Origin of the sequence: Pseudomonas sp. JUb52 (assembly GCF_004341115.1) — a bacterium.
GTDB lineage: Bacteria > Pseudomonadota > Gammaproteobacteria > Pseudomonadales > Pseudomonadaceae > Chryseomonas > Chryseomonas oryzihabitans.
This window is the reverse complement of the sequence record NZ_SLYS01000009.1, coordinates 179,659-203,110: the sequence shown is the minus strand read 5'-3', so window position 1 is coordinate 203,110 and position 23,452 is coordinate 179,659. Positions and strand designations below refer to the sequence as shown.

The 23,452-nt window shown below is 66.4% G+C and carries 25 protein-coding genes; 10 read left to right on the top strand and 15 right to left on the bottom strand.

The features are described 5' to 3' along the window. Positions 1 to 46 precede the first annotated feature (46 nt). From EC839_RS16530 to EC839_RS16520, 3 genes are read left to right on the top strand one after another with little or no spacing between them, the layout of a single operon-like run. The gene (locus tag EC839_RS16530) at positions 47 to 1,267 is read left to right on the top strand and encodes a DUF4350 domain-containing protein (RefSeq protein ID WP_132832877.1); all 1,221 of its coding nucleotides are present in this window, start codon (positions 47 to 49) and stop codon (positions 1,265 to 1,267) included. Beyond that, positions 1,245 to 2,240 carry a MoxR family ATPase gene (locus EC839_RS16525; protein WP_132832876.1) on the top strand — a complete coding sequence of 332 codons (996 nt, stop codon included), beginning with the start codon at positions 1,245 to 1,247 and terminating at the stop codon, positions 2,238 to 2,240. Before EC839_RS16530 ends, EC839_RS16525 begins: the two co-directional genes overlap by 23 nt. After that, entirely contained in the window at positions 2,237 to 3,046 is an 810-nt protein-coding gene (locus EC839_RS16520; RefSeq protein ID WP_132832875.1) for a hypothetical protein, read from the top strand. The genes EC839_RS16525 and EC839_RS16520 overlap by 4 nt, the downstream gene beginning before the upstream one ends. Here EC839_RS16520 and EC839_RS16515 read toward each other — a convergent pair. Together EC839_RS16515 and EC839_RS16510 are read right to left on the bottom strand one after the other, a co-directional pair. Next, positions 3,031 to 3,393, bottom strand: coding sequence for a PilZ domain-containing protein (locus tag EC839_RS16515; RefSeq protein WP_007162035.1), 363 nt, complete (start codon positions 3,391 to 3,393; stop codon positions 3,031 to 3,033). The genes EC839_RS16520 and EC839_RS16515 overlap by 16 nt on opposite strands. A 56-nt stretch (positions 3,394 to 3,449) precedes the next feature. After that, a complete protein-coding gene (locus tag EC839_RS16510; protein WP_007162036.1) occupies positions 3,450 to 3,836 on the bottom strand; it encodes a tol-pal system YbgF family protein in 387 nt (128 codons plus the stop codon). 199 nt (positions 3,837 to 4,035) lie between these two features. Between EC839_RS16510 and pyk the strand changes: the two genes are divergently transcribed. Continuing rightward, positions 4,036 to 5,487 (top strand): pyruvate kinase, encoded by a 1,452-nt coding sequence (gene pyk / locus EC839_RS16505; protein ID WP_007162037.1) that lies wholly within the window; start codon positions 4,036 to 4,038, stop codon positions 5,485 to 5,487. 95 nt (positions 5,488 to 5,582) lie between these two features. Here pyk and EC839_RS24190 read toward each other — a convergent pair whose 3' ends face one another. Further along, positions 5,583 to 5,753: a hypothetical protein gene (locus tag EC839_RS24190; protein ID WP_165904676.1), complete on the bottom strand. Its 171-nt coding sequence runs from the start codon at positions 5,751 to 5,753 to the stop codon at positions 5,583 to 5,585. Positions 5,754 to 5,877: 124 nt separating this feature from the next. Here EC839_RS24190 and EC839_RS16500 point away from each other — a divergent pair, with 124 nt between their 5' ends. Further along, positions 5,878 to 8,493 carry a DEAD/DEAH box helicase gene (locus EC839_RS16500; RefSeq protein WP_132832874.1) on the top strand — a complete coding sequence of 872 codons (2,616 nt, stop codon included), beginning with the start codon at positions 5,878 to 5,880 and terminating at the stop codon, positions 8,491 to 8,493. A gap of 79 nt (positions 8,494 to 8,572) precedes the next feature. Here the strand turns inward: EC839_RS16500 and EC839_RS16495 are convergent, their stop codons facing one another. Then, entirely contained in the window at positions 8,573 to 9,046 is a 474-nt protein-coding gene (locus EC839_RS16495; protein ID WP_132832873.1) for a phosphate-starvation-inducible protein PsiE, read from the bottom strand. 207 nt (positions 9,047 to 9,253) lie between these two features. Here EC839_RS16495 and EC839_RS16490 point away from each other — a divergent pair, with 207 nt between their 5' ends. Next, complete coding sequence (locus tag EC839_RS16490; RefSeq protein WP_132832872.1) at positions 9,254 to 10,060, top strand: SirB1 family protein; 807 nt, start codon at positions 9,254 to 9,256, stop codon at positions 10,058 to 10,060. On the opposite strand, the gene EC839_RS16485 is transcribed toward EC839_RS16490, so the two are convergent. From EC839_RS16485 to EC839_RS16475, 3 genes are all read right to left on the bottom strand, one after another. Then, a complete protein-coding gene (locus EC839_RS16485) occupies positions 10,057 to 10,749 on the bottom strand; it encodes an LrgB family protein (protein WP_372237664.1) in 693 nt (230 codons plus the stop codon). The genes EC839_RS16490 and EC839_RS16485 overlap by 4 nt on opposite strands. Beyond that, positions 10,739 to 11,110 carry a CidA/LrgA family protein gene (locus EC839_RS16480; RefSeq protein ID WP_132832870.1) on the bottom strand — a complete coding sequence of 124 codons (372 nt, stop codon included), beginning with the start codon at positions 11,108 to 11,110 and terminating at the stop codon, positions 10,739 to 10,741. Before EC839_RS16480 ends, EC839_RS16485 begins: the two co-directional genes overlap by 11 nt. A gap of 123 nt (positions 11,111 to 11,233) precedes the next feature. Then, positions 11,234 to 11,683, bottom strand: a complete 450-nt coding sequence (locus EC839_RS16475; protein WP_132832869.1) for a flavodoxin — start codon at positions 11,681 to 11,683, stop codon at positions 11,234 to 11,236. Positions 11,684 to 11,903: 220 nt separating this feature from the next. Between EC839_RS16475 and EC839_RS16470 the strand changes: the two genes are divergently transcribed. The 4 genes from EC839_RS16470 (at position 11,904) to EC839_RS16455 (ending at position 13,900) form a co-directional block, all read left to right on the top strand. Next, positions 11,904 to 12,461 (top strand): antibiotic biosynthesis monooxygenase, encoded by a 558-nt coding sequence (locus EC839_RS16470; protein ID WP_132832868.1) that lies wholly within the window; start codon positions 11,904 to 11,906, stop codon positions 12,459 to 12,461. Positions 12,462 to 12,557: 96 nt separating this feature from the next. Next, positions 12,558 to 13,256: a dihydromonapterin reductase gene (folM, locus tag EC839_RS16465; RefSeq protein ID WP_132832867.1), complete on the top strand. Its 699-nt coding sequence runs from the start codon at positions 12,558 to 12,560 to the stop codon at positions 13,254 to 13,256. A 15-nt stretch (positions 13,257 to 13,271) separates the two neighbouring features. Beyond that, positions 13,272 to 13,565, top strand: coding sequence for a DUF1244 domain-containing protein (locus EC839_RS16460; protein WP_132832866.1), 294 nt, complete (start codon positions 13,272 to 13,274; stop codon positions 13,563 to 13,565). After that, complete coding sequence (locus tag EC839_RS16455) at positions 13,562 to 13,900, top strand: HopJ type III effector protein (protein WP_132832865.1); 339 nt, start codon at positions 13,562 to 13,564, stop codon at positions 13,898 to 13,900. Before EC839_RS16460 ends, EC839_RS16455 begins: the two co-directional genes overlap by 4 nt. A 59-nt stretch (positions 13,901 to 13,959) precedes the next feature. Here EC839_RS16455 and lpxC read toward each other — a convergent pair whose 3' ends face one another. The 8 genes from lpxC to murD form a co-directional block, all read right to left on the bottom strand. Next, positions 13,960 to 14,874, bottom strand: a complete 915-nt coding sequence (lpxC, locus tag EC839_RS16450) for a UDP-3-O-acyl-N-acetylglucosamine deacetylase (protein ID WP_007162049.1) — start codon at positions 14,872 to 14,874, stop codon at positions 13,960 to 13,962. A 109-nt stretch (positions 14,875 to 14,983) separates the two neighbouring features. Further along, positions 14,984 to 16,165, bottom strand: a complete 1,182-nt coding sequence (gene ftsZ / locus EC839_RS16445; protein WP_007162050.1) for a cell division protein FtsZ — start codon at positions 16,163 to 16,165, stop codon at positions 14,984 to 14,986. Positions 16,166 to 16,218: 53 nt separating this feature from the next. Then, the gene (gene ftsA, locus EC839_RS16440; RefSeq protein ID WP_007162051.1) at positions 16,219 to 17,463 is read right to left on the bottom strand and encodes a cell division protein FtsA; all 1,245 of its coding nucleotides are present in this window, start codon (positions 17,461 to 17,463) and stop codon (positions 16,219 to 16,221) included. A 16-nt stretch (positions 17,464 to 17,479) separates the two neighbouring features. Beyond that, on the bottom strand, positions 17,480 to 18,334 hold the full coding sequence (locus tag EC839_RS16435; RefSeq protein WP_007162052.1) for a cell division protein FtsQ/DivIB: 855 nt from the start codon (positions 18,332 to 18,334) through the stop codon (positions 17,480 to 17,482). Positions 18,335 to 18,399: 65 nt separating this feature from the next. Further along, positions 18,400 to 19,815, bottom strand: coding sequence for a UDP-N-acetylmuramate--L-alanine ligase (murC, locus tag EC839_RS16430; protein WP_218568247.1), 1,416 nt, complete (start codon positions 19,813 to 19,815; stop codon positions 18,400 to 18,402). 34 nt (positions 19,816 to 19,849) lie between these two features. After that, positions 19,850 to 20,920, bottom strand: coding sequence for an undecaprenyldiphospho-muramoylpentapeptide beta-N-acetylglucosaminyltransferase (gene murG, locus EC839_RS16425; RefSeq protein WP_132832863.1), 1,071 nt, complete (start codon positions 20,918 to 20,920; stop codon positions 19,850 to 19,852). Continuing rightward, entirely contained in the window at positions 20,910 to 22,109 is a 1,200-nt protein-coding gene (gene ftsW, locus EC839_RS16420) for a putative lipid II flippase FtsW (protein WP_027600273.1), read from the bottom strand. Before ftsW ends, murG begins: the two co-directional genes overlap by 11 nt. Further along, the gene (gene murD, locus EC839_RS16415) at positions 22,109 to 23,452 is read right to left on the bottom strand and encodes a UDP-N-acetylmuramoyl-L-alanine--D-glutamate ligase (RefSeq protein ID WP_132832862.1); all 1,344 of its coding nucleotides are present in this window, start codon (positions 23,450 to 23,452) and stop codon (positions 22,109 to 22,111) included. Before murD ends, ftsW begins: the two co-directional genes overlap by 1 nt.

Genomic DNA, 23,452 nt, shown 5'->3' with positions numbered 1-23,452 from the left:
CACCCGCTAGGCTCTGGCGTCCGTCTACCGCGTATTATCCCTTCTCATGCGTTCAGTCGATCGGCTCTCCATTCGCTCCAGGTGCCGAGGTATCGGCGTACGCCTGGGCGCCGCCGTCTGGGTGCTGACCCTATCGCTGGCCTGCCTGGCCCAGCAGGAGCCGCTGTCCTGCCCCCTGCCGCCGCAGACCGACAGCGGCCCGGCCAGCCTGCGCCTGACCCATCAGGGACTCGACAGCCGGACCGCGCGCCAGCTCGCCACCCAACTCGCCGCGACCATCCGCAGCACCGATCCCCAGGCGCTGGCGGCGGCCTATCTGCAGCACTTTGGCAGCCGGGTGCAGCGCAGCCAACCCGAGCAGCTGGCCGAACTTCCGCCCAAGGACGTCAGGTTCTGGCTGGCGGGCAACCCGCCCCTGGCGGAGGCTCAGGCCCAGGCGCTGCTGGACTGGGTCGAGGCGGGCGGCAGGCTGGTGGCCGTCGCCGATGACAGCACCCTGGCGCTCAGCGCGACCCTGGGCGTGCGCCCCATGCCCACTCGCGAACTGGGCGGCGCCGCCCCGCCGATCATGGCACTGCCTCTATGGCCCAACCTGACCCAGCTCTATCTCGCCGAGGACGACGCCCCCGCCTATCTCGGCTTCGATGACAGCCGTCATCTGTTCGATGTCGGCGACCAGGCGGTGGCCTGGGCCAGCAGCGCCAGCGCCACCCATATGCTGATGCTGCCCTGGGGCGCCGGCAGCGTGACCCTGTTGTCGGACAGCGATCTCTGGAGCAACGTCCACCTCGCCCAGTACGACAATGCCTGGCTGCTGTGGTACCTCACCCAGGGCGCACCTGTGACCTTGATCGCTCCAGCGCCACCGATCCCTCTGTGGCTGGATGCCTTGCAACGCTACGGCCTGGCCCTTGTGCTCCTGCTGCTGGCGGCGGGTCTCTGGCTGAGACGTCGCCGGGAAAACCCCGCTCCACGGCGTAATGCCGAGCGCTGGCCGGAGCTGATCGCCAGCCTGCAGCGCGATATCCAGCGCGAGGTGCACCGGCGCCGCCCCGAGCTCGCCGACCAGGGCGTGGCCGAGCGCTGGCAATATCTCGCGCGTCTGAGTGGCTTGAGCACCCGCGTGGTGGGCGAGGCGATGCGCCCCAGCCCGGCGCGCCTCTCCGCTCGCGACTTCACCCGCCGCATCGTCCAGCTGCGCCTGTTGCGCCTGGCCATGCGTCCCCCGCTCCCGAGGACTTCCGATGACCGACAGTTCCCCTCCTGACGCCACTCCGGTGGACGCTGGCGACACCGGCGTCAAGGCCCGCGCCCTGACCCGACTGCAGGCCCTGCGGCAGGCGCTGCTCAAGGCGCTGCCGCAGCAGGACGCCGCCGTGGACGGACTGCTCGCCACCCTGTTGGCCAGTGGTCACCTGCTGCTGGAAGGTCCGACCGGCTCCGGCAAGACGCTGCTGGCTCGCGCCCTGGCGGCCAGCCTGGATGCCGGTTTCGCTCGGCTGCACTGCCATCCGACCCTGACCCCCGCCGAGGTGGCCGGCGAAATCGTCACGGACGTCGGCAGCGACAGTGCCCGTCTGCGCCGGGGTCCGCTGTTCAATTCCCTGGTCCTGCTCGAAGACCTGCATCGGGCGCCGCCGGCGGTCCTCCAGCTGCTGGACGACGCCCTGCAGAGCCGTCAGCTGAGTCTGGGCGGCCGCCAGGTGCCCCTGCCGGCGCCCTTCATGGTGATCGCCACCCGCACTCCGGGCAGCGAGCTGCCGCTGGCGCTGCGGGATCGCTTCCTGGTGCAACTGCGCCTGGAGTGGCCGGCGGAAGGCCAGGAACTGGCCGCCCTGCGCCAGGCCGTACAGCAGGGCCAGGGCGATCCCCTGGAAGCGGCGGCGCTGCGCCCCCTGCTGCAGGCGCGGGATCTGCCGGCGCTGCAGCGACTGGTGGCCGGCCTGCCGGTCGCGGAGCCGGTCCTGGAGCATGCTGTGCGCCTGATCCGTCTTACCCGGGAATGGCCGGCCTTCGAGCAGGGCGCCGGACCGCGCGCCGGTCAAGCCTTGCTGCGTCTGGCCCAGGCACAGGCCTTTCTGCGGGGTGGCGACAGCGCGACGCCCGAGGATGTGCGCAGCCTACTGCCCGCCGTACTGCGGCCGCGGCTACGGCTGACGCCAGAACGCGAATTCGAGGGCGACAGTCTGGATGGTCAGATACTCAAGCTGCTAGGTCAGTGTCCGGCGCCGCGCCCATGATCCAGCGCTGCCTGCCCCTGGCGCTGGTCGCCTTGGCGCTGCTCAGCCTGATCCTGGGCGGGCTGGCGCCCCCACGCTGGCAGGGACTACCCGCGGCGGGTGCACTGCTGCTCCTCTTGCTGGAGCGGCTGAATACCCGCTGGCGCCGGCGGCAGAGCGGGAGGTATCCGCCGCTCTCCGCGCCGGCCTCCAGGGCGTGCCTGCGGCCGGATACCCCCCTGCACCTGCTGATCGCCAGTCCGGTCGAGCAGGGACGGGGACAGGCCGGGCGGTCAGGCGACCACCAGCAGATTCTAGGTTTCGGACAGGCCCTGGCGGCCAGTGGCAATGAGCTGCGGCTCTATGGTCTCGATCCCGAGCTGCGCCTGCTGGCAGCAGGCACGGCTGCTCTCCGTCTGACACCCGCTGAGCTCCCGGGGCGGGCGCCTGGTACGATGGCCGATCTCAAGGCAGGGCTGGCACGGCTCTGCAGTCAGGCGCGACCCGGCAGTGTGCTGGTGGTGGTGGCGCCGCTGGATGAAGAAGTGGGGGTCTGGCTCGGCCGTCTGGATCTGGCCCGGCGCGGCCTACGGCTCTGGCTGGTCGACACCGCACGGCGCGAGGCGGCAGCGCCTGACGACATCCGCAGCTGGCGCGATGCGCGACGCTATGCCGACGCCTGGCAGGCCCGGATCCAGGGCGAGCGGCTGGCCGCGCGGCTGGAGCGAAGGCCCGTCCGCTGGCTGGCTGCCAGCGCCACGGCGGATCTGCAGACCCGCCTGCTGCAGCTATGGAATGCCGGTGACCCGGGTCAGGCCGCCGACTGAGAGAGGCGGCCGAAGGTGAAGTAGTGCTGCAGCACGTCGATCAATTCGGCGAATTCGGCCGGCGGCTCGGCGACGCTGAAGCCCGAATCGTAGTTGCCCGGGGTCACGTCTTCATGGCTCCACTGGCAGCGGGCGTCGAAGTCGACGAAATGCAGCTGACCGTCCTGCCCCGGAATCTTCAGCCGAAGTTCGAAGCGCGCGTTCACCAGCATGGGCAGCTGGCTGATCATCAGCAGCCCCTCTCGGGAAATATTGCCGATGTAGCCCATGGGCTTGTCGGTAAAGCGGTTGAACACCTTCAGATAGTAGGGCAGCTGGTGGCGCTCGATACGACGATTCTGAGTCATGGTGCGATTCATCCTGCACACGGTAAAGCCACTTTACCGACAACGTCCTGGAAAGCTCAGCGCTGCGGTAGTTTTCGCACCGGTTGGGGCGTCGCAACGGCCGTTCCGCCATCTAGCCCCAATTGGCGCAGGGTGTCCAGTCGGGCCTGGGCCCGATAGGCGTATTCGCTGGCCGGAAACCGGACCTGGATGAAACGATAGGTCTGGACCGCGTCGGCGTACAGTTGCTGCTGCTCCAGACACTGACCGCGCAGCATGGAAAATTCCGGTTGCAGCCAGGGCCGGGCCCGACCCTTGCGTTCAGCCTGGGAGATCTGCAGCAGGGCATTGTTGCAGTCGCCTTCGCTATAGGACTTATAGGCGGCATCCAGATAGGAATTCATCGAAACGCTGGTACAGCCGGTCAGGCCGAGCAGCAGGAACAGGCAGAGATAAGGGCGCATGGAAAATCCTCCTGCTCGCTAGATCGGCGCCAGGGCCCGCTTCTTAAGGGCAAACGACCAATAATGATGTGACGAAGCTGTAAAAAGCCGTCATGTGCTGGCCACGCGACAGCGCTACAATGAGGTGCGCTCCGTGTTCTACGTCGACTCGGCGCTGAGGCGCCGACTCATGGTTGCAATCCGCTAAAGGAAAGACTGCATGATTTATCGCCGTACCAAGATCGTCGCCACCCTGGGCCCGGCCAGCAATTCTCCGGAAGTCCTCGAGCAGCTCATCATCGCCGGCATCGACGTCGCCCGCCTGAACTTCTCGCATGGAACGCCCGACGAGCACCGGGCTCGTGGTCAGCTGGTACGGGATCTCGCCGCCAAGCACGGTCGCCATGTCGCCCTGCTCGGCGACCTCCAGGGTCCGAAGATCCGCATCGCCAAATTCGTCAACAAGCGCATCGAACTCAAGGTCGGCGATCCCTTCCGCCTGTCCATCGCCCATCCCCGCACCGAAGGCACCGAAGAAGTGGTCGGCATCGACTATCCGGGCCTGGTCACCGACTGCCGCGTGGGTGACGAACTGCTGCTGGACGATGGCCGCGTGGTCCTGCGCGTGGAAGGCATGACCGCCACCGAGCTGCATTGCACCACCCTGATCGGCGGCCCGCTGTCAGATCACAAGGGCATCAACCGTCGTGGCGGTGGCCTCACCGCTCCGGCGCTGACCGACAAGGACCGCGAAGACATCAAGTTGGCCGCCTCCATGGAAGTCGACTATCTGGCCGTGTCCTTCCCGCGCGATGCCGAAGACATGCACGAAGCCCGTCGCCTGATGGAAGCCGCCGGTGGCAAATCCTGGCTGGTGGCCAAGATCGAGCGCGCCGAAGCCGTGGCCGACGACGAAGCCCTGGACGGCCTGATCCATGCCAGTGACGCCGTGATGGTGGCCCGGGGCGACCTGGGTGTGGAAATCGGCGACGCCGAGCTGGTGGGCATCCAGAAGCGCATCATTTCCCACGCCCGGCGCCTCAACAAGGCGGTGATCACCGCGACCCAGATGATGGAGTCGATGATCAGCAGCCCGATGCCGACCCGCGCGGAAGTCTCCGACGTGGCCAACGCCGTGCTGGACAACACCGACGCCGTGATGCTCTCCGCCGAGAGCGCCGCCGGCCAGTATCCGGTGGAAGCGGTCAAGGCCATGGCGCGCGTCTGCGTCGGTGCCGAGAAGCAGCCTACCAGCAAGCTGTCCAGCCACCGCCTGGGCCATACCTTCACCCGTTGGGACGAGAGCATCGCCCTGGCCTCCATCTACGTGGCCAACCACTTCCCCGGCGTGAAGGCCATCATCAGCCTGACCGACACCGGCTACACCCCGCTGATCATGTCGCGCCTGCGTTCCTCAGTACCGATCTTCTCCTTCGCGTCCAGCCGCGCCACCCAGGCCCGCACCGCGCTGTTCCGCAACGTGCACACCATCCCCTTCGACCCGACCACCATGCCGGCGAACAAGGTGAGCCAGGCCGCGGTGGACGAACTGCTCAAGCGCGGCATCGTCGAGCACGGCGACTGGGTCATCCTGACCAAGGGCGACAGCTACACCAAGCGTGACGGCACCAACACCATGAAGATGTACCGCGTGGGCGACCTGCTGGTCTGACCCCCTGCCACCGGGCTAAGACCGGTGCTGAAGACAAAGCCCCGCACAGGCCCCTGTGCGGGGCTTTTTTCTGGACGGATCGGGGCCAGGCAGCCCTAGCGACCGCCAGCGGCCAGATAGGCCAGGTGGAGGGCCGCAGCGCCCAGGACTCCCAGGCTGCAGCCGATGAGGATGCCGCGCTGCAGCGCGCGCAAGCGCCCTTCCCGCCGCGCCTCCAGGCGACTGGCATCGATCAGGGCTACGCTGGTCAACGGCTGTTCACGCATCGTCTCGCTCCCCACCCACTTAAATGCACTATATTCTCATTCTCACATAGGTCAAGGGAGTCCGGCGAGCGACTGGCGGACTGTGGCAGAATAGCCGGTTTGGTACGAACAGCCTGGGTGAACGATGGCGTTACGTTTCGAACGGCTCAAGTGGCAGGACTGGAAAGGCGCCTTCACGGAGCGCAACTACGAGCGCGGCCGGCGGCTGGCGCTCGACGGCCTGGTGCAGCTGCGCTCGGCTGCCAAGGGCCAGCTCTATGCCGAGTGCCACAGCCCGGCCGGGCCGGCCTATCGGCAGGCGATCAGCCTGCGCGCGGGCGAGACCGCCTGGCGGGTCGACGCCCGCTGCACCTGCCCGGTCGGACGCAACTGCAAGCATGCCGCCGCCGCCCTCATCGAACTCGAGCGACTGCAACGCAGCGAGACCGCCCTGCCAGCCACGCCGGTCGCCAATCCGGAGCTGCCACGACCGGTCCTGACCCTCGGCAGCCATACCCAGATCGATTACGACCGCCACATCGGCAAGATGAGACCCACGGTGCGCCATCGCGCCGCCCTGGCCTTCGCCTATGGCTCGCGGCGACTGTTCGGTACCCCGCCGCGCACCCCGGAGGCCGACTATCCCACGCGCCAGCTGCCGGCCGAACAACGCTGGCGGCAGACACTGCTCGACCACGGCCTGCGCCTGGCGACCCGGCGCAGCGCCGCGCTGCCCGACGACAGTGGCGAGATGTTCGAGCTGCCGGACGACCCCGCCTGGCTCAGATTCGTGCAGCAGGTCATTCCCGGCCTGCGCGAAGCCGGCTGGCAGATCGAGGCCCATCCCGAGTTCACCTTCGACCTGACACCGGTGGAAGGCTGGTACGGTCATCTCGAAGAGGTGCAGGACCCGACCACCGCCAGCGGCCAGTTCGATGTCGAACTGGGCATCCGCCTCGGTCAGCGCCGCGTCAGCCTGATTCCGCTGCTGATCGATGCCATACGTCGCGAGCCCTCCCAGTACGAACCGGCGATGCTGGCCAAGCGCGCCGACGACGAACCCGTGCTCTTGCGTATCGAGCCGCCGCGCCTGGCCGGCCAGCAGGGCCGGGTGCAACGGGTCGCCGTGCCCCTGGGTCGGCTCAAGCCGATCCTGCAGATCCTCGGTGAACTCTACGCCACCGACCGCCTTACCCAGGACCGTGCCCTGCGCCTGCCGCGCCTGGACGCCGCGCGCCTGGCCGAGCTGGACGAACGCCTGCCGCTGGAGTGGGAAGGTGGCGAGCGTCTGCGCAGCTTTGCCGAGCGTCTGCGCAGCTATGCCGCCGAGCCGGTGGTCCTGCCGGACACCCTGCACGCCGAACTGCGTCCCTATCAGCGCGACGGCGTGGCCTGGCTGCAGGCGTTGCGGGAACTGGACGTGGGCGGCATCCTGGCCGACGACATGGGCCTGGGCAAGACGCTACAGACCCTGGCGCACATCCTCGTCGAACAGGCGGCCGGTCGCCTGACCGCGCCGGCGCTGATCGTCATGCCCACCAGCCTGATCCCCAACTGGCAGGACGAGATCGCCCGCTTCGCCCCTGGCCTGCGCGTGCTGACCCTGCAGGGCAGCGCTCGCAGCAGTCGCTTCGAGCGGATTCCGGAGCACGACGTGGTACTAACCACCTATGCCCTGCTGCCCCGCGACGCCGAGCGCCTGGCCGGCTACGACTTCCACCTGCAGGTACTCGACGAAGCCCAGTCGATCAAGAACGCCGCCACCAAGGCCGCTCAGGCGGCGCGCCACCTGCGCGCCCGCCATCGCCTCTGCCTGACCGGCACGCCGCTGGAAAATCACCTGGGCGAACTCTGGTCGCAATTCCACTTCCTGATGCCCGGCTGGCTGGGCGACGAGAAAGGCTTCAAGCAGGCCTATCGCATTCCCGTGGAGCGCGAAGGCGATGTGCAGCGCCTGGCGGCGCTCAAGGCACGGGTCCGACCCTTCATGCTGCGCCGCACCAAGCAGCGGGTCGCCAGCGAATTGCCGCCCAAGACCGAGATCGTCCAGCTGGTCGAGCTCAGCGCGGCGCAACGCGAGCGCTACGAAGACCTGCGCCTGCTGCTTGACGAGCGCGTCCGCGCCGAGATCGCCCGCCAGGGCATCGGCCGCAGCCAGCTGCTGATCCTCGACGCCCTGCTGCGTCTGCGCCAGGTCTGCTGCGACCTGCGCCTGGTACCCAACGAAGACGACAGCGTGGCGAAGCCCTCGGCGAAACTGGCGGCGCTGAACGAGCGCCTCGACGCCCTGCTCCCCGGCGGCAGCCGGGTCCTGGTGTTCTCCCAATTCACCAGCATGCTCGATCTCATCGCCGCCGATCTCGACCAGCGCGGCATCGAATACGTCACCCTGACCGGCGAAACCCGGGATCGGCGCACCCCGGTGCAGCGTTTCCAGAACGGCGAGGTGCCGGTGTTCCTGCTCAGCCTCAAGGCCGGCGGCAGCGGTCTCAACCTCACCGCCGCGGACACCGTGATCCACTTCGATCCCTGGTGGAATCCGGCCGCCGAACAGCAGGCCAGCGACCGCGCCTACCGCATCGGCCAGGATCGTCCGGTGTTCGTCTACAAGCTGATCGCTCGCGGCACCCTGGAAGAACGCATCCAGCAGCTGCAGCAGGAAAAGGCGCGTCTCAGCGCCGGCATCCTCAGCGAGAACAGCGGCGACTGGCGCCTGACCGAAAGCGACCTGGCCCAGCTGCTGGCGCCGCTGGATCGCTAGCAAGCCAGGCCAACTGTCTCTCCTGACGACGCGGGGCGCCCTGCGTCGCCAGGAGTAGACCCGGAAAGTCCTCGCTGCGCTATTTTTCGCCCGCGCCTTCGCCCACCACATCACCCGTCGCATCCAGCGACTTGCTGGAAGGAAACCTGTTCGAGGCGACGCGGACCGCCAGCACCGCAAGCGACAGCAGGAAGATCCCGCCGCAGAGATACAGCAGCCCGACATCCGGTGGCCGGTGGTGCGAGACGTCGCCGATCAGATAGCGGGTCAGGGCAGTGATGGCGATATAGAGCAGAAAGCGGATCGGCAGGTGATTGGTCTTGAAGTAGATGCCGACCATGGCACCCAGCTCCAGGTAGATGAAGAGCAGCAGGATGTCATCGATGCTCGCCTGGCCCTTGTCGAGCATGCCGATGAAGGCCAGCACCGAGGCCCAGGCCGTGGCCGCACCTATGGCGAACAGACCGAAGTAGTGAAAGCCTTCCACCAGCAGGTTGCCGAGGGAGTTCGCTCCGTCGTGCATGCGTTTGCGACCGTTGTCTGCCCATTTCATGGCGTACTGCTCCCTCCATGAGAGTGAAGACATCCACTCGAAGATTGGTCCATGCCGGAATTCCCGTTCTCGGGGTTGCCCTGGCACCAGCCGCTCTTATAGCGAGAAGCCGGACCGTCGGCCAGTGCGCAACTGTCGCGGACTGGACGGCCCGGCGCTGGCAGGCTAAAACCTGAGGAAAAGCCCGCGAGGGCTCTGGAGTCTACCGTGGACGCGCGTCTTTCCTGCCTCGCCTGCCTGGACCGGCCCGATCCCCGGCTGCTGGAAGCCGCCCTGTGGATCGCGGCCGAACACCACGAACAGATCGATCCCCCCGCCCTGCTGCACTCGCTTGACGACCTGGCACTGCGCCTGGTCGCCACCCTGGATGGCGATGCCAGTCACGCCGAGCGTGCCCAGGCCTTGCTGCGGCAGCTGTGCGATGCCGGCTTTCGCGCGGCCGAGTGGCCCCTGAACCCTACGGCCGCCCTGCTTGATGAGGTCCTGGCACGACGGCGCGGTCAACCGCTATCGATTGCCCTGGTGGCACTGGAACTGGCCCGGCGCCTGGAGATCGACCTTCAGGGCATCGGCTTTCCCGGACATTTCCTGCTGCGCGTGCCGGGCGCGGATCATCTGCTCGAACCCTTCGGCGGTCGCCGCCTATACATGAACGACTGTCGCCAATTACTGGCGGATCAGTTCGGTCCGACCGCGCAACTGCAGGCGAGCTATCTCGCGCCCCTCGGTCCGCGGCAGATGATGCAGCGACTCTCGCGCAATCTACGGGAATTGCATCGCCAAGGCGACCAGCCGCTGGCCGCGCTCAAGGATGCCCAGCGGGTCATCGAGCTGGGCGCTGTCGGGGTCACCGATCATCTGGCGCGCGCCGATCTGTATCGCCAACTCGACTGCCCCCAGGCCGAGCGCTACGACCTGCAGCACGCTCTGCTGATCAGCGAAGACGATGCCGAACGCGAACAGGTGCGGCGGCGGCTGGCGCAATTGGGCGCGCCTGCCGCCACCCTGCACTAGCCGCGCAGCAACCAGAGCACCAGCTGGGCGCCGAGTAGATTGCTCAGGCCGGCCAGTACCATGACCAGGCCGGCCACGGTGCCCTCCTCCAGGCCGACCTCGTAGGCCTTGCTGGTCCCCACTCCATGGGCGCCCATGCCGAACAGTGCGCCGCGAGCCAGGGCCGACTTGAGCGGCAGCAGCTTGATCAAGAGGCTGCCAAGGATGGCGCCACCCAGGCCGGTGATCATCACGAAGGCCGCGGTCAGCTCGGGAACGCCCCCTACGGTGGCGGACATCGGCATGGCAAAGGGGGTGCTGATGGAGCGCGGCAGCATGGACAGCAGCACCCGGTCATCGAGCATCAGCAGCCGGGCCAGCAGCCAGGAACTGCCGATGGCCACGCCACTGCCGACGCAGAGACCGGCCAGCAGCGCCTGCCAGTAGCGCGCCAGCAGGCGTCTCTGCTGCCAGATCGGCACAGCGAAGGCCACCGTCGCCGGCCCCAGCAGGGTGATCAGCCAGTGGCTGTAGTGGGCGTACTCGGCATAGCTCACCTGCTGCCAGAGGGTGGCGGCATAAAGCAGCACCGTGACGAAGATGATCGGACTGACCACATACCAGCGCAGCCGGGCATAGAGCAGCCGACTCACCCCATAGCCCGCCACCGTCAACAGGAGCCAGAAGAGTCCGGGCAGATCAAGCATCACGACGCCCTCGCCGACGAAACATCCAGTCCACGGTAAGGGCGGTCGCGACCATGGTCAGCACGGTGCTGAGCAGGATGGCCAGCAGGATGCGCACACCCTCCTGCCGCAGCAGCGGGCCGTAGTCGAGCAGACTCAGCAGCGCGGGAATGAAGAACAGCAGCATTTCCCCCAGCAGCAGGCGCACCCCGCCCTGCAACCACTCGGGCTCGACGATGCGGGCGGCCAGCAGCACCAGCAGCATGGCCAGGCCCACCACGCCGCCTGGTACCGGCAAGGCGAAATAGGTGGCCAGCCAGGTACCCACACCCCATAGCGCGCCCAATCCGCACAGCTCCAGAACCAGGCGCAGATATCTATTCACCCAGGGCTCCTTCTCAAATCCTCGACAGGCGCCAAGGATACCGAGGCTGAGGGGGCGAGGACAGCGAACCAGGCCCGGCGGCGCGCTCCGCGTGGGTAAAGCAGCTTTGCTGCCGGGGCAAGATCAGCCCAGGGCAGCGATGACCTCGGCGACCCAGCGCTCGGCGTCTTCGTCCGGCGTGACCGTTTCACTGGCATCGATACGCAGCATGGGCAGCAATTCGCGCAGCCCCAGCTCGGCGAACAATTCCTGCATCAGCTCGCCGCCGCCGCAATAGGTGTCGCCATAGCTGGAATCACCCAGCGCCAGCACGGCGCCGGGCCGTCCCGACCAGGGCGGCAGCCGATCGCGCAACTGGAAATACAGCGATTCCAGGTTGGCCGGCAATTCGCCCATGCCGGTGGTGGAGGTAATGGCTAGCAGGGCCTCGGGCGCGAAGGCCTCCAGGCTGGCGAGATCGGCATTGGACTGGTGCCAGACCTCATGGCCTGCCGCGCTCAGGCGCGCCTTCACCTGACGGGCGATATCTTCGGCGGTGCCATAGACCGAGCCATTCAACAGTGCGACTTTCATACGGACCTCTTGCGTGGAATCCCGCCCAGTATGCCTGGCCCGGCCGGGGTTGGCGCTCCGTCAGCAAGACGACTCCGCTGGCAACCCCGGCTGCAGCCAAGGGTCTCAAGGCTTGTTATGCTAGCGCCGCCTGCAACCCCAGGCGTCTTCGCCACCTGTCCGCCTACCCGGCGGCGTGACGGCATCCGGCCTATCCGGCCCGATCGCCCGGAGTTAGAGCATGAATCAGCCTGTTACCCTCATGGTCGCGCGGCGCGTCGCGGCTGGCCAATATGACGCCTTTCTGGTCTGGCTGCGCGAAGGCGAAGCCCTGGCCACCGGGTATCCCGGCTATCTCGGTTCAGGGGTCCTGACCCCGCCACCGGGCGACAACCTGGTGCAGATCATCTTTCGTTTCGCCTGCCCCCAGACCCTCGACGCCTGGGAACACTCGGACACGCGGCGCCTCTGGCTGGAGCGTGGCCAGGGCCTGTTCGAAGCGCCCCAGGCACGGCGCGCCCAGGGCATGGACGACTGGTTCGGCGCCGGTCTCCAGCCACCACCGCGCTGGAAGCAGAGCATCGCGGTCTGGCTGGCGTTCTTTCCCATCTCGCTGCTGTTCAATGCCGCCTTCGGCGATTATCTGGCTCATCTGCCGTTGCTGCCGCGCATCCTGCTGAGCACGCTGATCCTCACCCCGGTCATGGTCTGCGTCTTCATCCCGCTGATCACCCGGGCGCTGAAGGGCTGGCTGCACAACGCCTCGCGCGCCAACGACTGGCGAGGCAGCGCCCGCTAGGCCAGCGTGGATCGGCCTGCATCCTGACGAGTCGAATGCGTACAATAGCCGCGGCCAGCCCTCTGGCCGCCTCGCTCATCAGGATCGGGTACCCTCATGTCCGCAACCCTTCCCCTTCTGGTCACCGGCGCCAATCGCCGTGTCGGTCTCGCCTTGACCCGCCGGCTGCTGGCGGAGGGCCAACCCGTCATCGCCGTCTATCGCGACGATCCCGGCCCCTTGCGTGAGCTGGAGATCGAGGCCTATCAGGTCGATCTGACGGAAGAGGCGCAGCGCGACACCCTGATGAAAGAGCTGCATGAGCGTCACTCGGCGCTGCGCGGGGCGGTGCACAATGCCTCGGTCTGGGCCGAAGACGGCCTGGACAATCTGCGGCTGCTCTATCGCCTGCATCTGGAAGCGCCCTACCACCTCAACCTGGGCCTGCAGGATCTGCTGCTAGCCGCGCCCCGGGCCGACATCATCCACATCGGCGATGACAGCGCGACCCGCGGCAGCCGTAACCACATCGGCTACGCTGCCACCAAGGCCGCCCTGCACAACCTGACGCTGTCCTTTGCCGAGGCTCTGGCGCCCCGGGTGCGGGTCAATACCATCGCCCCGGGCCTGCTGATTTTCAAGGAAGGCGCCGACGAGGCCTATCGTCAGGCGACCCTGGACAAGGCGCTGCTGGATTTCGAACCCGGCGCCGATCCCATCGTCGATACCGTGCTCTATCTGCTGTCGACCCAGTACGCGACCGGCAGCACCTTTACCGTCAACGGCGGGCGCCACCTGCGCCACGGCCGCCGCTAGCAAGAGGAATCAGCCATGACCGAACAAGACCGCCTGGAACTGGAAGCCGCCGCCTTCCGCACCCTGGTCGAGCACCTGCGCAAGCGCACCGACGTGCAGAACATCGACCTGATGAACCTGTCCGGCTTCTGCCGCAACTGCCTTTCCAAGTGGTACAAGGCCGCTGCCGACGACAAAGGCCTGGCGCTGAGCCTGGACGATGCCCGCGAGGCCGTCTACGGCATGCCCTACGCCGACTGGAAAGCCCAGTACCAGACCGAGGCCTCGCCGGCCCAGGCCGCGGCCTTCCAGGAGCAGCAGAGCAAATGAGCGCTCTCGCCAGCTTCCGTGCCCGCCTGGCCCAGGGCGACCATGCCTTCGCTGACACCCTGGCCTTTGTCGCCGAGCACTACCACTACCAGCCCACCGCCTTTCGCAATGGCGCGGTGGACAATGCCGCGGGCCAGAACGAAGGCTCCTGCAAGACCTTGGGCCTGGCCAAGCTCGAAGGCCTGAGCGATCAGGAAGCCCTGCTGGCCTTTGGCGAGCACTATCGCAGCGTCTTGCAGACCCCCGAGGGCAGCGATCACGCCAACATTCGCGCCCTTATCGCCCACGGTCTGGCCGGGGTGAGCTTCCAGGGCGAGCCCCTGGCGCGTCGCTAGGCCTTTTCAGCGGCCATAAAAAAAGCCCTGCGGATGCAGGGCTTTTTCTTGGACCGGACTCAGACGGCAGCCGCGGGTCTCATGTAGGAAATCGGTGCCAGACCGGAATCTTCGAAGGTCACCACTTCCCAGGCATCACGATCGGCCAGCAGCGCACGCAGCAGGCGATTGTTCATGGCATGACCGGACTTGTAGCCACGGAATTCGCCGATGAGGCTCTTGCCGAGCAGGTACAGGTCGCCGATGGCGTCGAGGATCTTGTGCTTGACGAATTCGTCTTCGTAACGAAGGCCGTCTTCGTTGATCACACCCTTCTCGTCCACCACGATGGCGTTGTCGACGCTGCCGCCCAGGGCCAGATTGTGCGAGCGCAGGAATTCCAGGTCGCGCATGAAGCCGAAGGTACGGGCACGGCTGACTTCCTTGAGGAAGGAGGTGCTCGAGAAGTCCACCGAAGCCTTCTGGGTACGATTGTTGACCACCGGGTGATCGAAATCTATTTCGAAGGTCACCTTGAAGCCGTCGAAGGGCACGAAGGTGGCGCGCTTGTCACCGTCGACGACGGTCACTTCACGCTTGATACGGATGAACTGCTTGGCCGCTTCCTGTTCCTGCAGACCGGCGGACTGGATCAGGAACACGAAGGGACCGGCGCTGCCGTCCATGATCGGCACTTCGACCGCAGACAGCTCGACGTAGGCATTGTCGATCCCCAGACCGGCCATGGCCGACAGCAGGTGCTCGACGGTGCCGACCTTGACGCCGGTATCGCTGAACAGGTTGGTCGACATGGTGGTTTCACCCACGTTCTCGGCCCAGGCCGGGATTTCCACGACCGGATCGAGATCGGTGCGACGGAACACGATCCCCGTGTCGACCGGCGCCGGCTTCAGGGTCAGGTAAACCTTTTCCCCGGAATGCAGGCCGACGCCAGTGGCGCGAATGGTGTTCTTGAGGGTGCGTTGTCTAATCATGCCAGGGCCGCTCGGTCGCAGGGTGCGAATGGTGTTCAACGAAGTCGCGATGATAGCAGAAGCGAAAATCGATGCCCACTAATCACACCCTGGCTTGTGATATACCCGATCAATCAGCCTGACGACGCAGGAAGGCCGGGATGTCCAGGTAATCCAGGTCGTCGTTGGGATTGACCTTGGTCGCCGCTGCCGAGCCGCCATGATTCTGGCTGCCACGACCGGAGCGCATCGAGGTCGGGTATTTGAGGTCGTCGTAGTTGACCGGAGCGGTTTCCTGACGGGCCGCGGCCAGGGTCTGGGCGGTGTTGTCCACCACCTTGACCGGCTTCTCGATGCGCGCACCCAGGCCAGTGGCGACCACGGTGACGTGCAGCTCGTCGCGCATTTCCGGATCGATCACGGCGCCGACCTTGACGGTGGCGTGCTCGGACGCGAAGTCCTCGATGATCTCGCCAACGGCGGCGTATTCACCCAGGGACAGATCCAGGCCGGCGGTGATGTTGACCAGGATGCCGCGGGCGCCGTGCAGGTTGACGTCTTCCAGCAGCGGGTTGCGGATGGCGGCTTCGGTGGCTTCGCGCGCACGGTTCGGACCGCTGGCGTGGCCGGTACCCATCATGGCCATGCCCATCTCGCCCATCACGGTCTTGACGTCGGCGAAGTCGACGTTCATCAGGCCGGGACGCTGCATGATGTCGGAGATACCACGGACGGCGCCGGCGAGGACGTCGTCAGCCTTGGCGAAGGCGGCCAGCAGGCTGGCGTCCTTGCCCAGAATGGTCAGCAGCTTCTCGTTGGGGATGGTGATCAGCGAGTCGACGCATTCGGACAGGGAACGAATGCCTTCGTCGGCGACCTGCATGCGCTTGCGGCCTTCGAAGGGGAACGGACGGGTGACCACGGCAACGGTCAGGATACCCATTTCCTTGGCCACTTCAGCGATGATCGGCGCGGCACCGGTACCGGTGCCACCGCCCATGCCGGTGGTGATGAAGACCATGTCGGCGCCTTCGAGGACTTCGGCGATGCGCTCACGATCTTCCATGGCCGCCTGGCGACCGATTTCCGGGTTGGTGCCGGCACCAAGACCCTTGGTGACGCCCGGGCCGAGTTGCAGCACGGTACGGGATGTGACGTTCTTCAGGGCTTGGGCGTCGGTATTTGCACAGATGAATTCGACGCCTTCAACACCGCTTTTGACCATGTGGTTGACGGCGTTGCCACCGCCACCGCCCACGCCGATGACTTTGATCACGGCGCTTTGTGGAATGTTGTCTACGAGTTCGAACATGGTCCCCTCTCTTCCTTTCGGATCTTCGCCTACTGCCGCGGTTTAATTGTGAATTACAAGTTGCCCTGGACCCAACGCTTCATGCGTTCCAGGACTGTGGATTTGGTTTCGCTGCTATATCCGCCAGAAACAACCGGCAAGGGATCGGTCTGCTTTTGCAGGCCATAGAGCAACAGGCCGACGCCTGTGGAATAGATCGGGTTGCTGATCACGTCAGTCAGACCCTTGACCGTCTGGGGCACCCCCAGGCGTACCGGCATATGGAAAATCTCTTCCGCCAGCTCGACCGCGCCTTCCATCTTCGCGGTACCACCGGTGAGTACGATCCCAGCGGGGATCAGATCCTCGTAACCACTGCGGCGCAGTTCCGCTTGCACCAGTGTGAATAGCTCATCGTAACGGGGCTCGACCACTTCCGCGAGGGCCTGACGCGACAATTCTCGCGGCGGACGGTCACCCACGCTGGGCACCTTGATGGTTTCGCCCGGTCCAGCCAGTTTCGCCAAGGCACAAGCATACCGAATCTTGATTTCTTCGGCATATTGCGTCGGGGTTCTCAAGGCCATGGCGATGTCATTTGTGACTTGGTCGCCAGCAATGGGTATCACCGCCGTATGGCGGATGGCGCCTTCGGTAAAGATGGCTATATCGGTGGTGCCGCCGCCGATGTCGACCAGGCAGACGCCCAGTTCCTTTTCATCGTCGGTCAGCACCGAATAGGCCGAGGCCAGTTGTTCGAGGATGATGTCGTCGACTTCCAGGCCGCAACGACGAACACATTTCTCGATGTTCTGCGCGGCGTTGACGGCGCAGGTCACGACATGGACCTTGGCTTCTAGGCGGACGCCGGACATGCCGAGGGGCTCACGCACCCCTTCCTGGTTGTCGATCACATAGTCCTGGGCCAGGGTGTGCAGCACGCGCTGGTCGGCGGGAATGGCCACCGCCTGGGCGGCATCAAGCACCCGCTCGATGTCAGCAGGGCTCACCTCACGATCGCGGATCGCCACGATGCCGTGGGAATTCAGGCTGCGAATGTGATTGCCGGCAATGCCGACGAAGGCCGAATGGATCCGGCAACCGGCCATCAGCTGGGCTTCTTCGATGGCCCGCTGGATGGAGGCGACGGTGGATTCGATGTTGACCACCACGCCCTTCTTGAGCCCGCGCGACGGATGGGTGCCGATCCCGACGATCTCGATCTGACCATCGGAAGACACCTCGCCGACCAGAGCCACGACCTTGGAAGTGCCGATGTCGAGGCCGACGATCATCTTGCCGCTTTGCACGCTTGCCATAGTAAAAAACTTCTCCTCAATGCTTGGCCGGTTCGGTCACGGGGGTGGCGGCGACAGCGGGATCACGCCAGGCCACGGCCAGACCGTTCGGATAACGCAGATCGATCCGCGCGATATTGTCCATCTGTGCCTTGAGCACCTGATCGTACAGGCGCATGAAGCGCCGCATCTTTTCCACCAGCTGGTCGCGGCCGAACACCAGTTCCAGGCCTTGACCGGTGGTGAGGTACCAGCTTCCGCGCTCGTGCATTTCCAGGCGCGACACGGTGTAACCGAGCGGCCGGAGCATCTGGCTGAACATCTGGTACTGCTGCATTACCTGCTGCTGGGCCCGCTTGGGGCCGTACAGCCGCGGTAGATTGTCATAGTTGGCCAAATCCTGCGGGGCAAAAGCCTCACCCTGGTTATTCAAGAGCGCCTCGTCGCCCCAGCGGGCGATGGGCATCTGCTCTTCCAGGCGGATGCTGATCTCGTCCGGCCAGACGCGGCGCACCTCGGCGTGGGCGATCCACGGCATGGTTTCCAGTTCGTGGCGCATGTCGGCCAGGTCGACCTGGAAGAAGGTGGTGCCGACGAAGGGCGCGATACGCTGCTGCACCGCCCCCTGGCTGATATAGGACAGGTCGCCCTTGACGCTGACCTTGGCGATCGGCCGGTCGGCATAGGGCAGCAGGCGCTGGGCGCCTTCATAGGTACCGAAACCCAGCCCCAGCAGCAGGAACGGCCAGAGGATGCGCTTGAGCAGACCCAGGCTCGGGCGCGGCAGGCGCGTCGACAGCGGTTCTTCGGCGACCAGGCGACTGGCGCCCCGCTGCTCGGCATTGCGCGACCGGCCGAAGCCGGGCTGGTTGTGACGTAGGGTGGCGACCAAGGTTCAGCCCTCCACGTGCGCGCCGGCAACAGCGGTCGCCGGCAAGGGGTTGTACGGATGACGGCTCATGCCGAACTCCCGGCGGTCGCGGCAGTGGCGAACAGCGGGTGCTTGAGCAGTTGCGGCGCCAGCGCACCGATGTCGCCCGCGCCCTGGCAGAGCAGGATGTCGCCCGGGCGCAGCAGCGGCTTGACCAGCGGGGCGATGTTGCTGCCGCGCTCCACGTAGATGGGATCGAGCTGGCCGCGCTGGCGGATGCTGTGGCAGAGCTGACGGCTGTCGGCTCCGGGAATGGGTTCTTCGCCCGCCGGATAGACTTCCATCAGCAGCAGGACGTTGGCATCGGCCAGCACCTGGACGAAGTCTTCGTAGAGATCGCGGGTACGGCTGAAACGGTGCGGCTGGTAGACCATCACCAGCCGGCGCTCGGGCCAGCCGCCGCGTACGGCCTTGATCACCGCCGCGACTTCGCGCGGATGGTGGCCGTAGTCGTCCACCAGCATGACGCTACCACCAGAGACCGGCAGTTCGCCATACACCTGGAAGCGCCGCCCTACCCCCTGGAAGCCGGACAGGCCATTGAGGATGGCTTCGTCGCTGACCCCTTCGTCGGTGGCGATGGCGATGGTGGCCAGGGCGTTGAGCACGTTGTGCACGCCCGGCATGTTGACCGAGACCGCCAGGGGCGCGCGGCCCTCGCGCAGCACGGTGAAATAGGTACGCATGCCTTCCTGGCGGATGTCCACGGCGCGCACGTCGGCGTCTTCGGCGGTGCCGTAGGTGACGGTGGGCCGGGCGACCTGGGGAATGATCTCGCGCACCACCGGATCGTCGACGCAGAGCACGGCCAGGCCATAGAACGGCAGGTTGTGCAGGAAGTCGACGAAGGTGCGCTTGAGCCGGTTGAAGTCACCCTCGTAGGTGCTCATGTGGTCGGCGTCGATGTTTGTGACTACGGCGACCATGGGCTGCAGGTGCAGGAAGCTGGCGTCGCTCTCGTCGGCCTCGGCGATCAGGTAGCGGCTGGTGCCGAGCTGGGCATTGGTGCCGGCGGCGTTGAGGCGGCCACCGATGACGAAGGTCGGGTCCAGGCCTTCGGCCGCGAACACCGAGGCGATCAGACTGGTGGTGGTGGTCTTGCCATGGGTACCGGCGACGGCGATGCCGTGGCGATAGCGCATCAGCTCGGAGAGCATCTCCGCGCGGGGCACCACGGGAATGCGCTGCTCGAGCGCGGCGGAGACCTCCGGATTGGATCTATTGATGGCGCTGGACACCACCAGCACATCGACCTGATCCAGGTTCTCGGCGCGATGGCCGATGTAGATGCGCGCGCCGAACTGCTGCAGGCGCGCGGTCACCGCGGATTCCTTGAGATCCGAACCCGAGACTTCGTAACCCAGGTTCAGCAGCACCTCGGCGATCCCGCACATGCCGACGCCGCCGATCCCGACGAAATGAATGCGCCGGATGCTGCGCATGCGCCGAACTTCGGCCTGAATGGCACTTTGCGACTTAACCACGGGCAACCTCCAGACAGGCGTCAACGACTGCACGGGTGGCATCGGGTTTGGCCAGGGCACGGCTGCGAGCGGCCATGCCGGCAAGACGTTCGGGATGCATCAGGACCTCGGTAAGCTGCGCGGCGAGATCCGCCGGGCGAGTGGAATGTTGCGGCAGCACCACACCGGCACCGGCGCGCTCCAGGAAGCGGGCGTTGCTGGTCTGGTGGTCGTCGATGGCGTGCGGCAGGGGGATCAGCAGCGCCGGCAGACCGGTGGCGGTCAGCTCGGCGACGGTCAGGGCACCAGCCCGGCAGATCACCAGGTCGGCCCAGGCATAGGCGGCGGCCATGTCGGCGATGAAGGGCTGGACATCGGCCTCCACGGCGACGTTGGCATAGCGCTCGGCGGTGATCTCGGCGTGCTGGCGACCGGCCTGGTGGCGGACCTGCGGGCGAAGTCCGGCCGGCAGTTGCGCCAGGGCCTCGGGCAGCAGCTTGTTGAGCGGCTCGGCGCCCAGGCTACCGCCCAGCACCAGCAGGTTGGCGGCGCGCTCTTCCAGCGGTGCACGGGTCACCGGGGCAAAGAGTTCGGCGCGCACCGGATTGCCGGTTGACAGGCGCTTGGCGGACGCCGGGAAGGTATCGGCGAAGCCTTCGCAGACGCGTGCGGCCATGGGCACCAGCAGGCGATTGGCAGTGCCAGCGTGGGCATTCTGTTCGTGGATCACCAGCGGGATGTTGCACAGCTTGGCCGCCAGGCCACCAGGACCGGTGACGAAGCCGCCCAGACCCAGCACGCAGATCGGCTTGAGCCGGCGCATGAGGCCGATGGCCTGCATGAGGGCGCCACTGAGCTGCAGCGGTGCCTTCACCAGATTGCGCACACCCTTGCCCCGCAGCCCGGTGACCGGAATGTGGTGCAGGGTGATGCCGGCCTTGGGCACCACGTCGTTCTCGATGCCGCGCGGGGTACCCAGCCAGTGCACGGTATAGCCGCGTGCTTCGAATTCACGGGCGCAGGCCAGGGCCGGGAAGACGTGCCCGCCGGTACCGCCGGCCATGATGAGGACGTTAGCGGACATCGGCGAAATCCTCTTCGGTGAATTCCACATCCTCGGTATCCACCAGGGTGCGTCGCTCCCATTCGATGCGCAGCAGCAGGCCCATGCTCACGCAGCAGATCACCAGGGAGCTGCCGCCGTAGCTGAGGAACGGCAGCGTCAGCCCCTTGGTCGGCAGCAGACCGACGTTCACGCCGATGTTGATCAGGAACTGGCCGATCCACAGCATCGACAGGCCGTAGGCCACGTACGCCGAAAAGAACTGCTTGGACTGCTCGGCCCAGTGACCGATGAACAGGCCGCGCACGCAGACGAAGAGGAACAGGCCGACGGTGGCCATGGCGCCGATCAGCCCCAGCTCTTCGGCCAGTACCGCAAAGAGGAAGTCGGTATGGGCTTCGGGCAGATAGAACTGCTTCTGGATGCTGTTGCCCAGCCCGAGGCCGGTCCAGCCGCCACGACCGAAGGCGATCAGCGCCTGGGTCAGCTGATAGCCGGAACCGAACTGGTCGGCCCAGGGATCGGTGAAGGTGATCAGGCGCTGCATCCGGTAGGACTGGGTCTGCACCAGCACGAACACCGCCAGCACCGCAAGGGCGACCATCAGCAGGAAGCGGAACAGGCCGACGCCGCCGAGGAACAGCATGGCGCCGGCAGCGCCCATCATCACCACGGTGGCGCCGAAGTCGGGTTCGCGCAGCAGCAGCATGGCCATCGGCAGGAGCACGATGAAGGGCTTGAAGAAGCCGGCCCAGGTGTGGCGCACCTCATGCTGGCGACGGACCAGGTAGCCGGCCAGATAGAGCACCACGAAGACCTTGGCGATCTCCGAAGGCTGCACGTTGAAGATGCCGAAGCCGATCCAGCGCAGGGAACCGTTCACCTCGCGGCCAATGCCGGGCACCAGTACCGCCACCAGCAAGAGGAAGGCGATGATCAGCAGCGGAAAGCCGAAGCGCTGCCAGGTGGCCATGGGGATCAGCATCACCACGCCGCAGGAGACGAAGCCGATCGCCAGATAGATCAGGTGGCGGTACATGAAGTACAGCGGATTGCCGGATTGGGCGGCGGCCACCTCGGAGGATGCCGAGGTCACCATCACCAGGCCGAGGCCGAGCAGCAACAGGCAGCCGGCCAGTAGCGGGAAGTCCAGGTCGATGCCGTGGCGGCTGGCCAGCGGCGAAGGATAGGGACGCAGCAGGCTGAGGATCATGACAATGCCTCCACGGCCTGGGCGAACAGCCGTCCGCGCTCTTCGAAGTTGCGGAACATGTCGAGACTGGCGCAGGCCGGCGACAGCAGCACGGCGTCGCCCGGCTGGGCCAGTCGGCGGCTCTCGACCACGGCCTCTTCCAGGGTGGCGACGCGCAGCTGCTGCACGCCGGTCGGCAGGACCTCGGCGATCCGCACGGCATCACGTCCCAGCAGCACCACGGCGCGGCAGTGACGGGCGATGGGTTCGCGCAGGGCGCTGAAATCGGCACCCTTGCCATCGCCGCCGGCGATCAGCACAAGCTGGCCGGCGATGTCATCGCCCAGGCCTTCCACGGCGGCCAGCGCCGCACCGACATTGGTCGCCTTGGAATCGTTGTAGTAGTTGACGCCCGCGACCTCGCCCACCCACTGGCAGCGGTGCTCCAGCCCCGGGAAGGCACGCAGGGCCTCCAGCATGGGCGCCAACGGCAGACCGGCGGCCTGGCCGAGCGCCAGCGCAGCCAGGGCATTGCTGTGGTTGTGGGTACCGCGGATCCTGAGCTCCTCGACATCCAGCAGGTTGTCGAAGGCCAACGCCAGATAGCGACGGCCCTCCTCCTCGCGAATGCCGAAGGCACGGAAATCCGGACGTCCCAGGCCAAAGGTCAGGCAGGGCACGCCCTCGCCGATCAGCGGCCGCGACAGCGCATCGTCGCGATTGACCACCACCTGGCGGGCGCCACGGAAGATGCGGTGCTTGGCCTGGTGATAGGCCGGCATGCCGGTGTAGCGATCCATGTGGTCTTCGCTGAGGTTGAGCACCGTGGCCACCTCGGCGTTGAGCCGCTCGCAGGTCTCCAGTTGGAAGCTCGACAGCTCCAGCACATAGAGTTCGACGTCATCGGCCAGCAGATCCAGCGCCGGGGTGCCCAGGTTGCCCCCTACGGCCACGCGCTTGCCGGCGCGCAGCGCCATGTCGCCCACCAGGGTGGTGACGGTGCTCTTGGCGTTGGAACCGGTGATGGCGACGATGGGTGCCTGGGCATGGCGGGCGAACAGGTCGATGTCGCCGGACAGCCGCACGCCGCGGGCGGCGGCCTCCTGCAGCGCCGGCGTTTCCAGGGGCAGGCCGGGACTCACATAGAGTTCCGCGGCGCGGGCCAGGAAGTCGGCATCCAGCTCGCCGCAGCGCACCTCGACCTGGGGATACTGGGCTTTCAGAGTCGCGAGTTCCGGCGGCTGTTCCCGCGTGTCGGCCACGGCGAAGGGCACGCCCCGGCGCGCGAGAAAGCGCACCAGCGACATGCCACTCTTGCCGAGGCCGACGACGATACGGAACTGGTCGGAAGCGATGAGCAC

Excerpts from the sequence above, each read along its gene's own strand:
- EC839_RS16530 (WP_132832877.1), top strand. The coding sequence starts at position 47 with ATGCGTTCAGTCGATCGGCTCTCCATTCGCTCCAGGTGCCGAGGTATC.
- EC839_RS16525 (WP_132832876.1), top strand. The coding sequence starts at position 1,245 with ATGACCGACAGTTCCCCTCCTGACGCCACTCCGGTGGACGCTGGCGAC.
- EC839_RS16520 (WP_132832875.1), top strand. The coding sequence starts at position 2,237 with ATGATCCAGCGCTGCCTGCCCCTGGCGCTGGTCGCCTTGGCGCTGCTC.
- EC839_RS16515 (WP_007162035.1), bottom strand. The coding sequence starts at position 3,393 with ATGACTCAGAATCGTCGTATCGAGCGCCACCAGCTGCCCTACTATCTG.
- EC839_RS16510 (WP_007162036.1), bottom strand. The coding sequence starts at position 3,836 with ATGCGCCCTTATCTCTGCCTGTTCCTGCTGCTCGGCCTGACCGGCTGT.
- pyk (WP_007162037.1), top strand. The coding sequence starts at position 4,036 with ATGATTTATCGCCGTACCAAGATCGTCGCCACCCTGGGCCCGGCCAGC.
- EC839_RS24190 (WP_165904676.1), bottom strand. The coding sequence starts at position 5,753 with ATGCGTGAACAGCCGTTGACCAGCGTAGCCCTGATCGATGCCAGTCGC.
- EC839_RS16500 (WP_132832874.1), top strand. The coding sequence starts at position 5,878 with ATGGCGTTACGTTTCGAACGGCTCAAGTGGCAGGACTGGAAAGGCGCC.
- EC839_RS16495 (WP_132832873.1), bottom strand. The coding sequence starts at position 9,046 with ATGAAATGGGCAGACAACGGTCGCAAACGCATGCACGACGGAGCGAAC.
- EC839_RS16475 (WP_132832869.1), bottom strand. The coding sequence starts at position 11,683 with ATGAAAGTCGCACTGTTGAATGGCTCGGTCTATGGCACCGCCGAAGAT.
- EC839_RS16470 (WP_132832868.1), top strand. The coding sequence starts at position 11,904 with ATGAATCAGCCTGTTACCCTCATGGTCGCGCGGCGCGTCGCGGCTGGC.
- folM (WP_132832867.1), top strand. The coding sequence starts at position 12,558 with ATGTCCGCAACCCTTCCCCTTCTGGTCACCGGCGCCAATCGCCGTGTC.
- EC839_RS16460 (WP_132832866.1), top strand. The coding sequence starts at position 13,272 with ATGACCGAACAAGACCGCCTGGAACTGGAAGCCGCCGCCTTCCGCACC.
- EC839_RS16455 (WP_132832865.1), top strand. The coding sequence starts at position 13,562 with ATGAGCGCTCTCGCCAGCTTCCGTGCCCGCCTGGCCCAGGGCGACCAT.
- lpxC (WP_007162049.1), bottom strand. The coding sequence starts at position 14,874 with ATGATTAGACAACGCACCCTCAAGAACACCATTCGCGCCACTGGCGTC.
- ftsZ (WP_007162050.1), bottom strand. The coding sequence starts at position 16,165 with ATGTTCGAACTCGTAGACAACATTCCACAAAGCGCCGTGATCAAAGTC.
- ftsA (WP_007162051.1), bottom strand. The coding sequence starts at position 17,463 with ATGGCAAGCGTGCAAAGCGGCAAGATGATCGTCGGCCTCGACATCGGC.
- murC (WP_218568247.1), bottom strand. The coding sequence starts at position 19,815 with ATGCGCAGCATCCGGCGCATTCATTTCGTCGGGATCGGCGGCGTCGGC.
- murG (WP_132832863.1), bottom strand. The coding sequence starts at position 20,920 with ATGTCCGCTAACGTCCTCATCATGGCCGGCGGTACCGGCGGGCACGTC.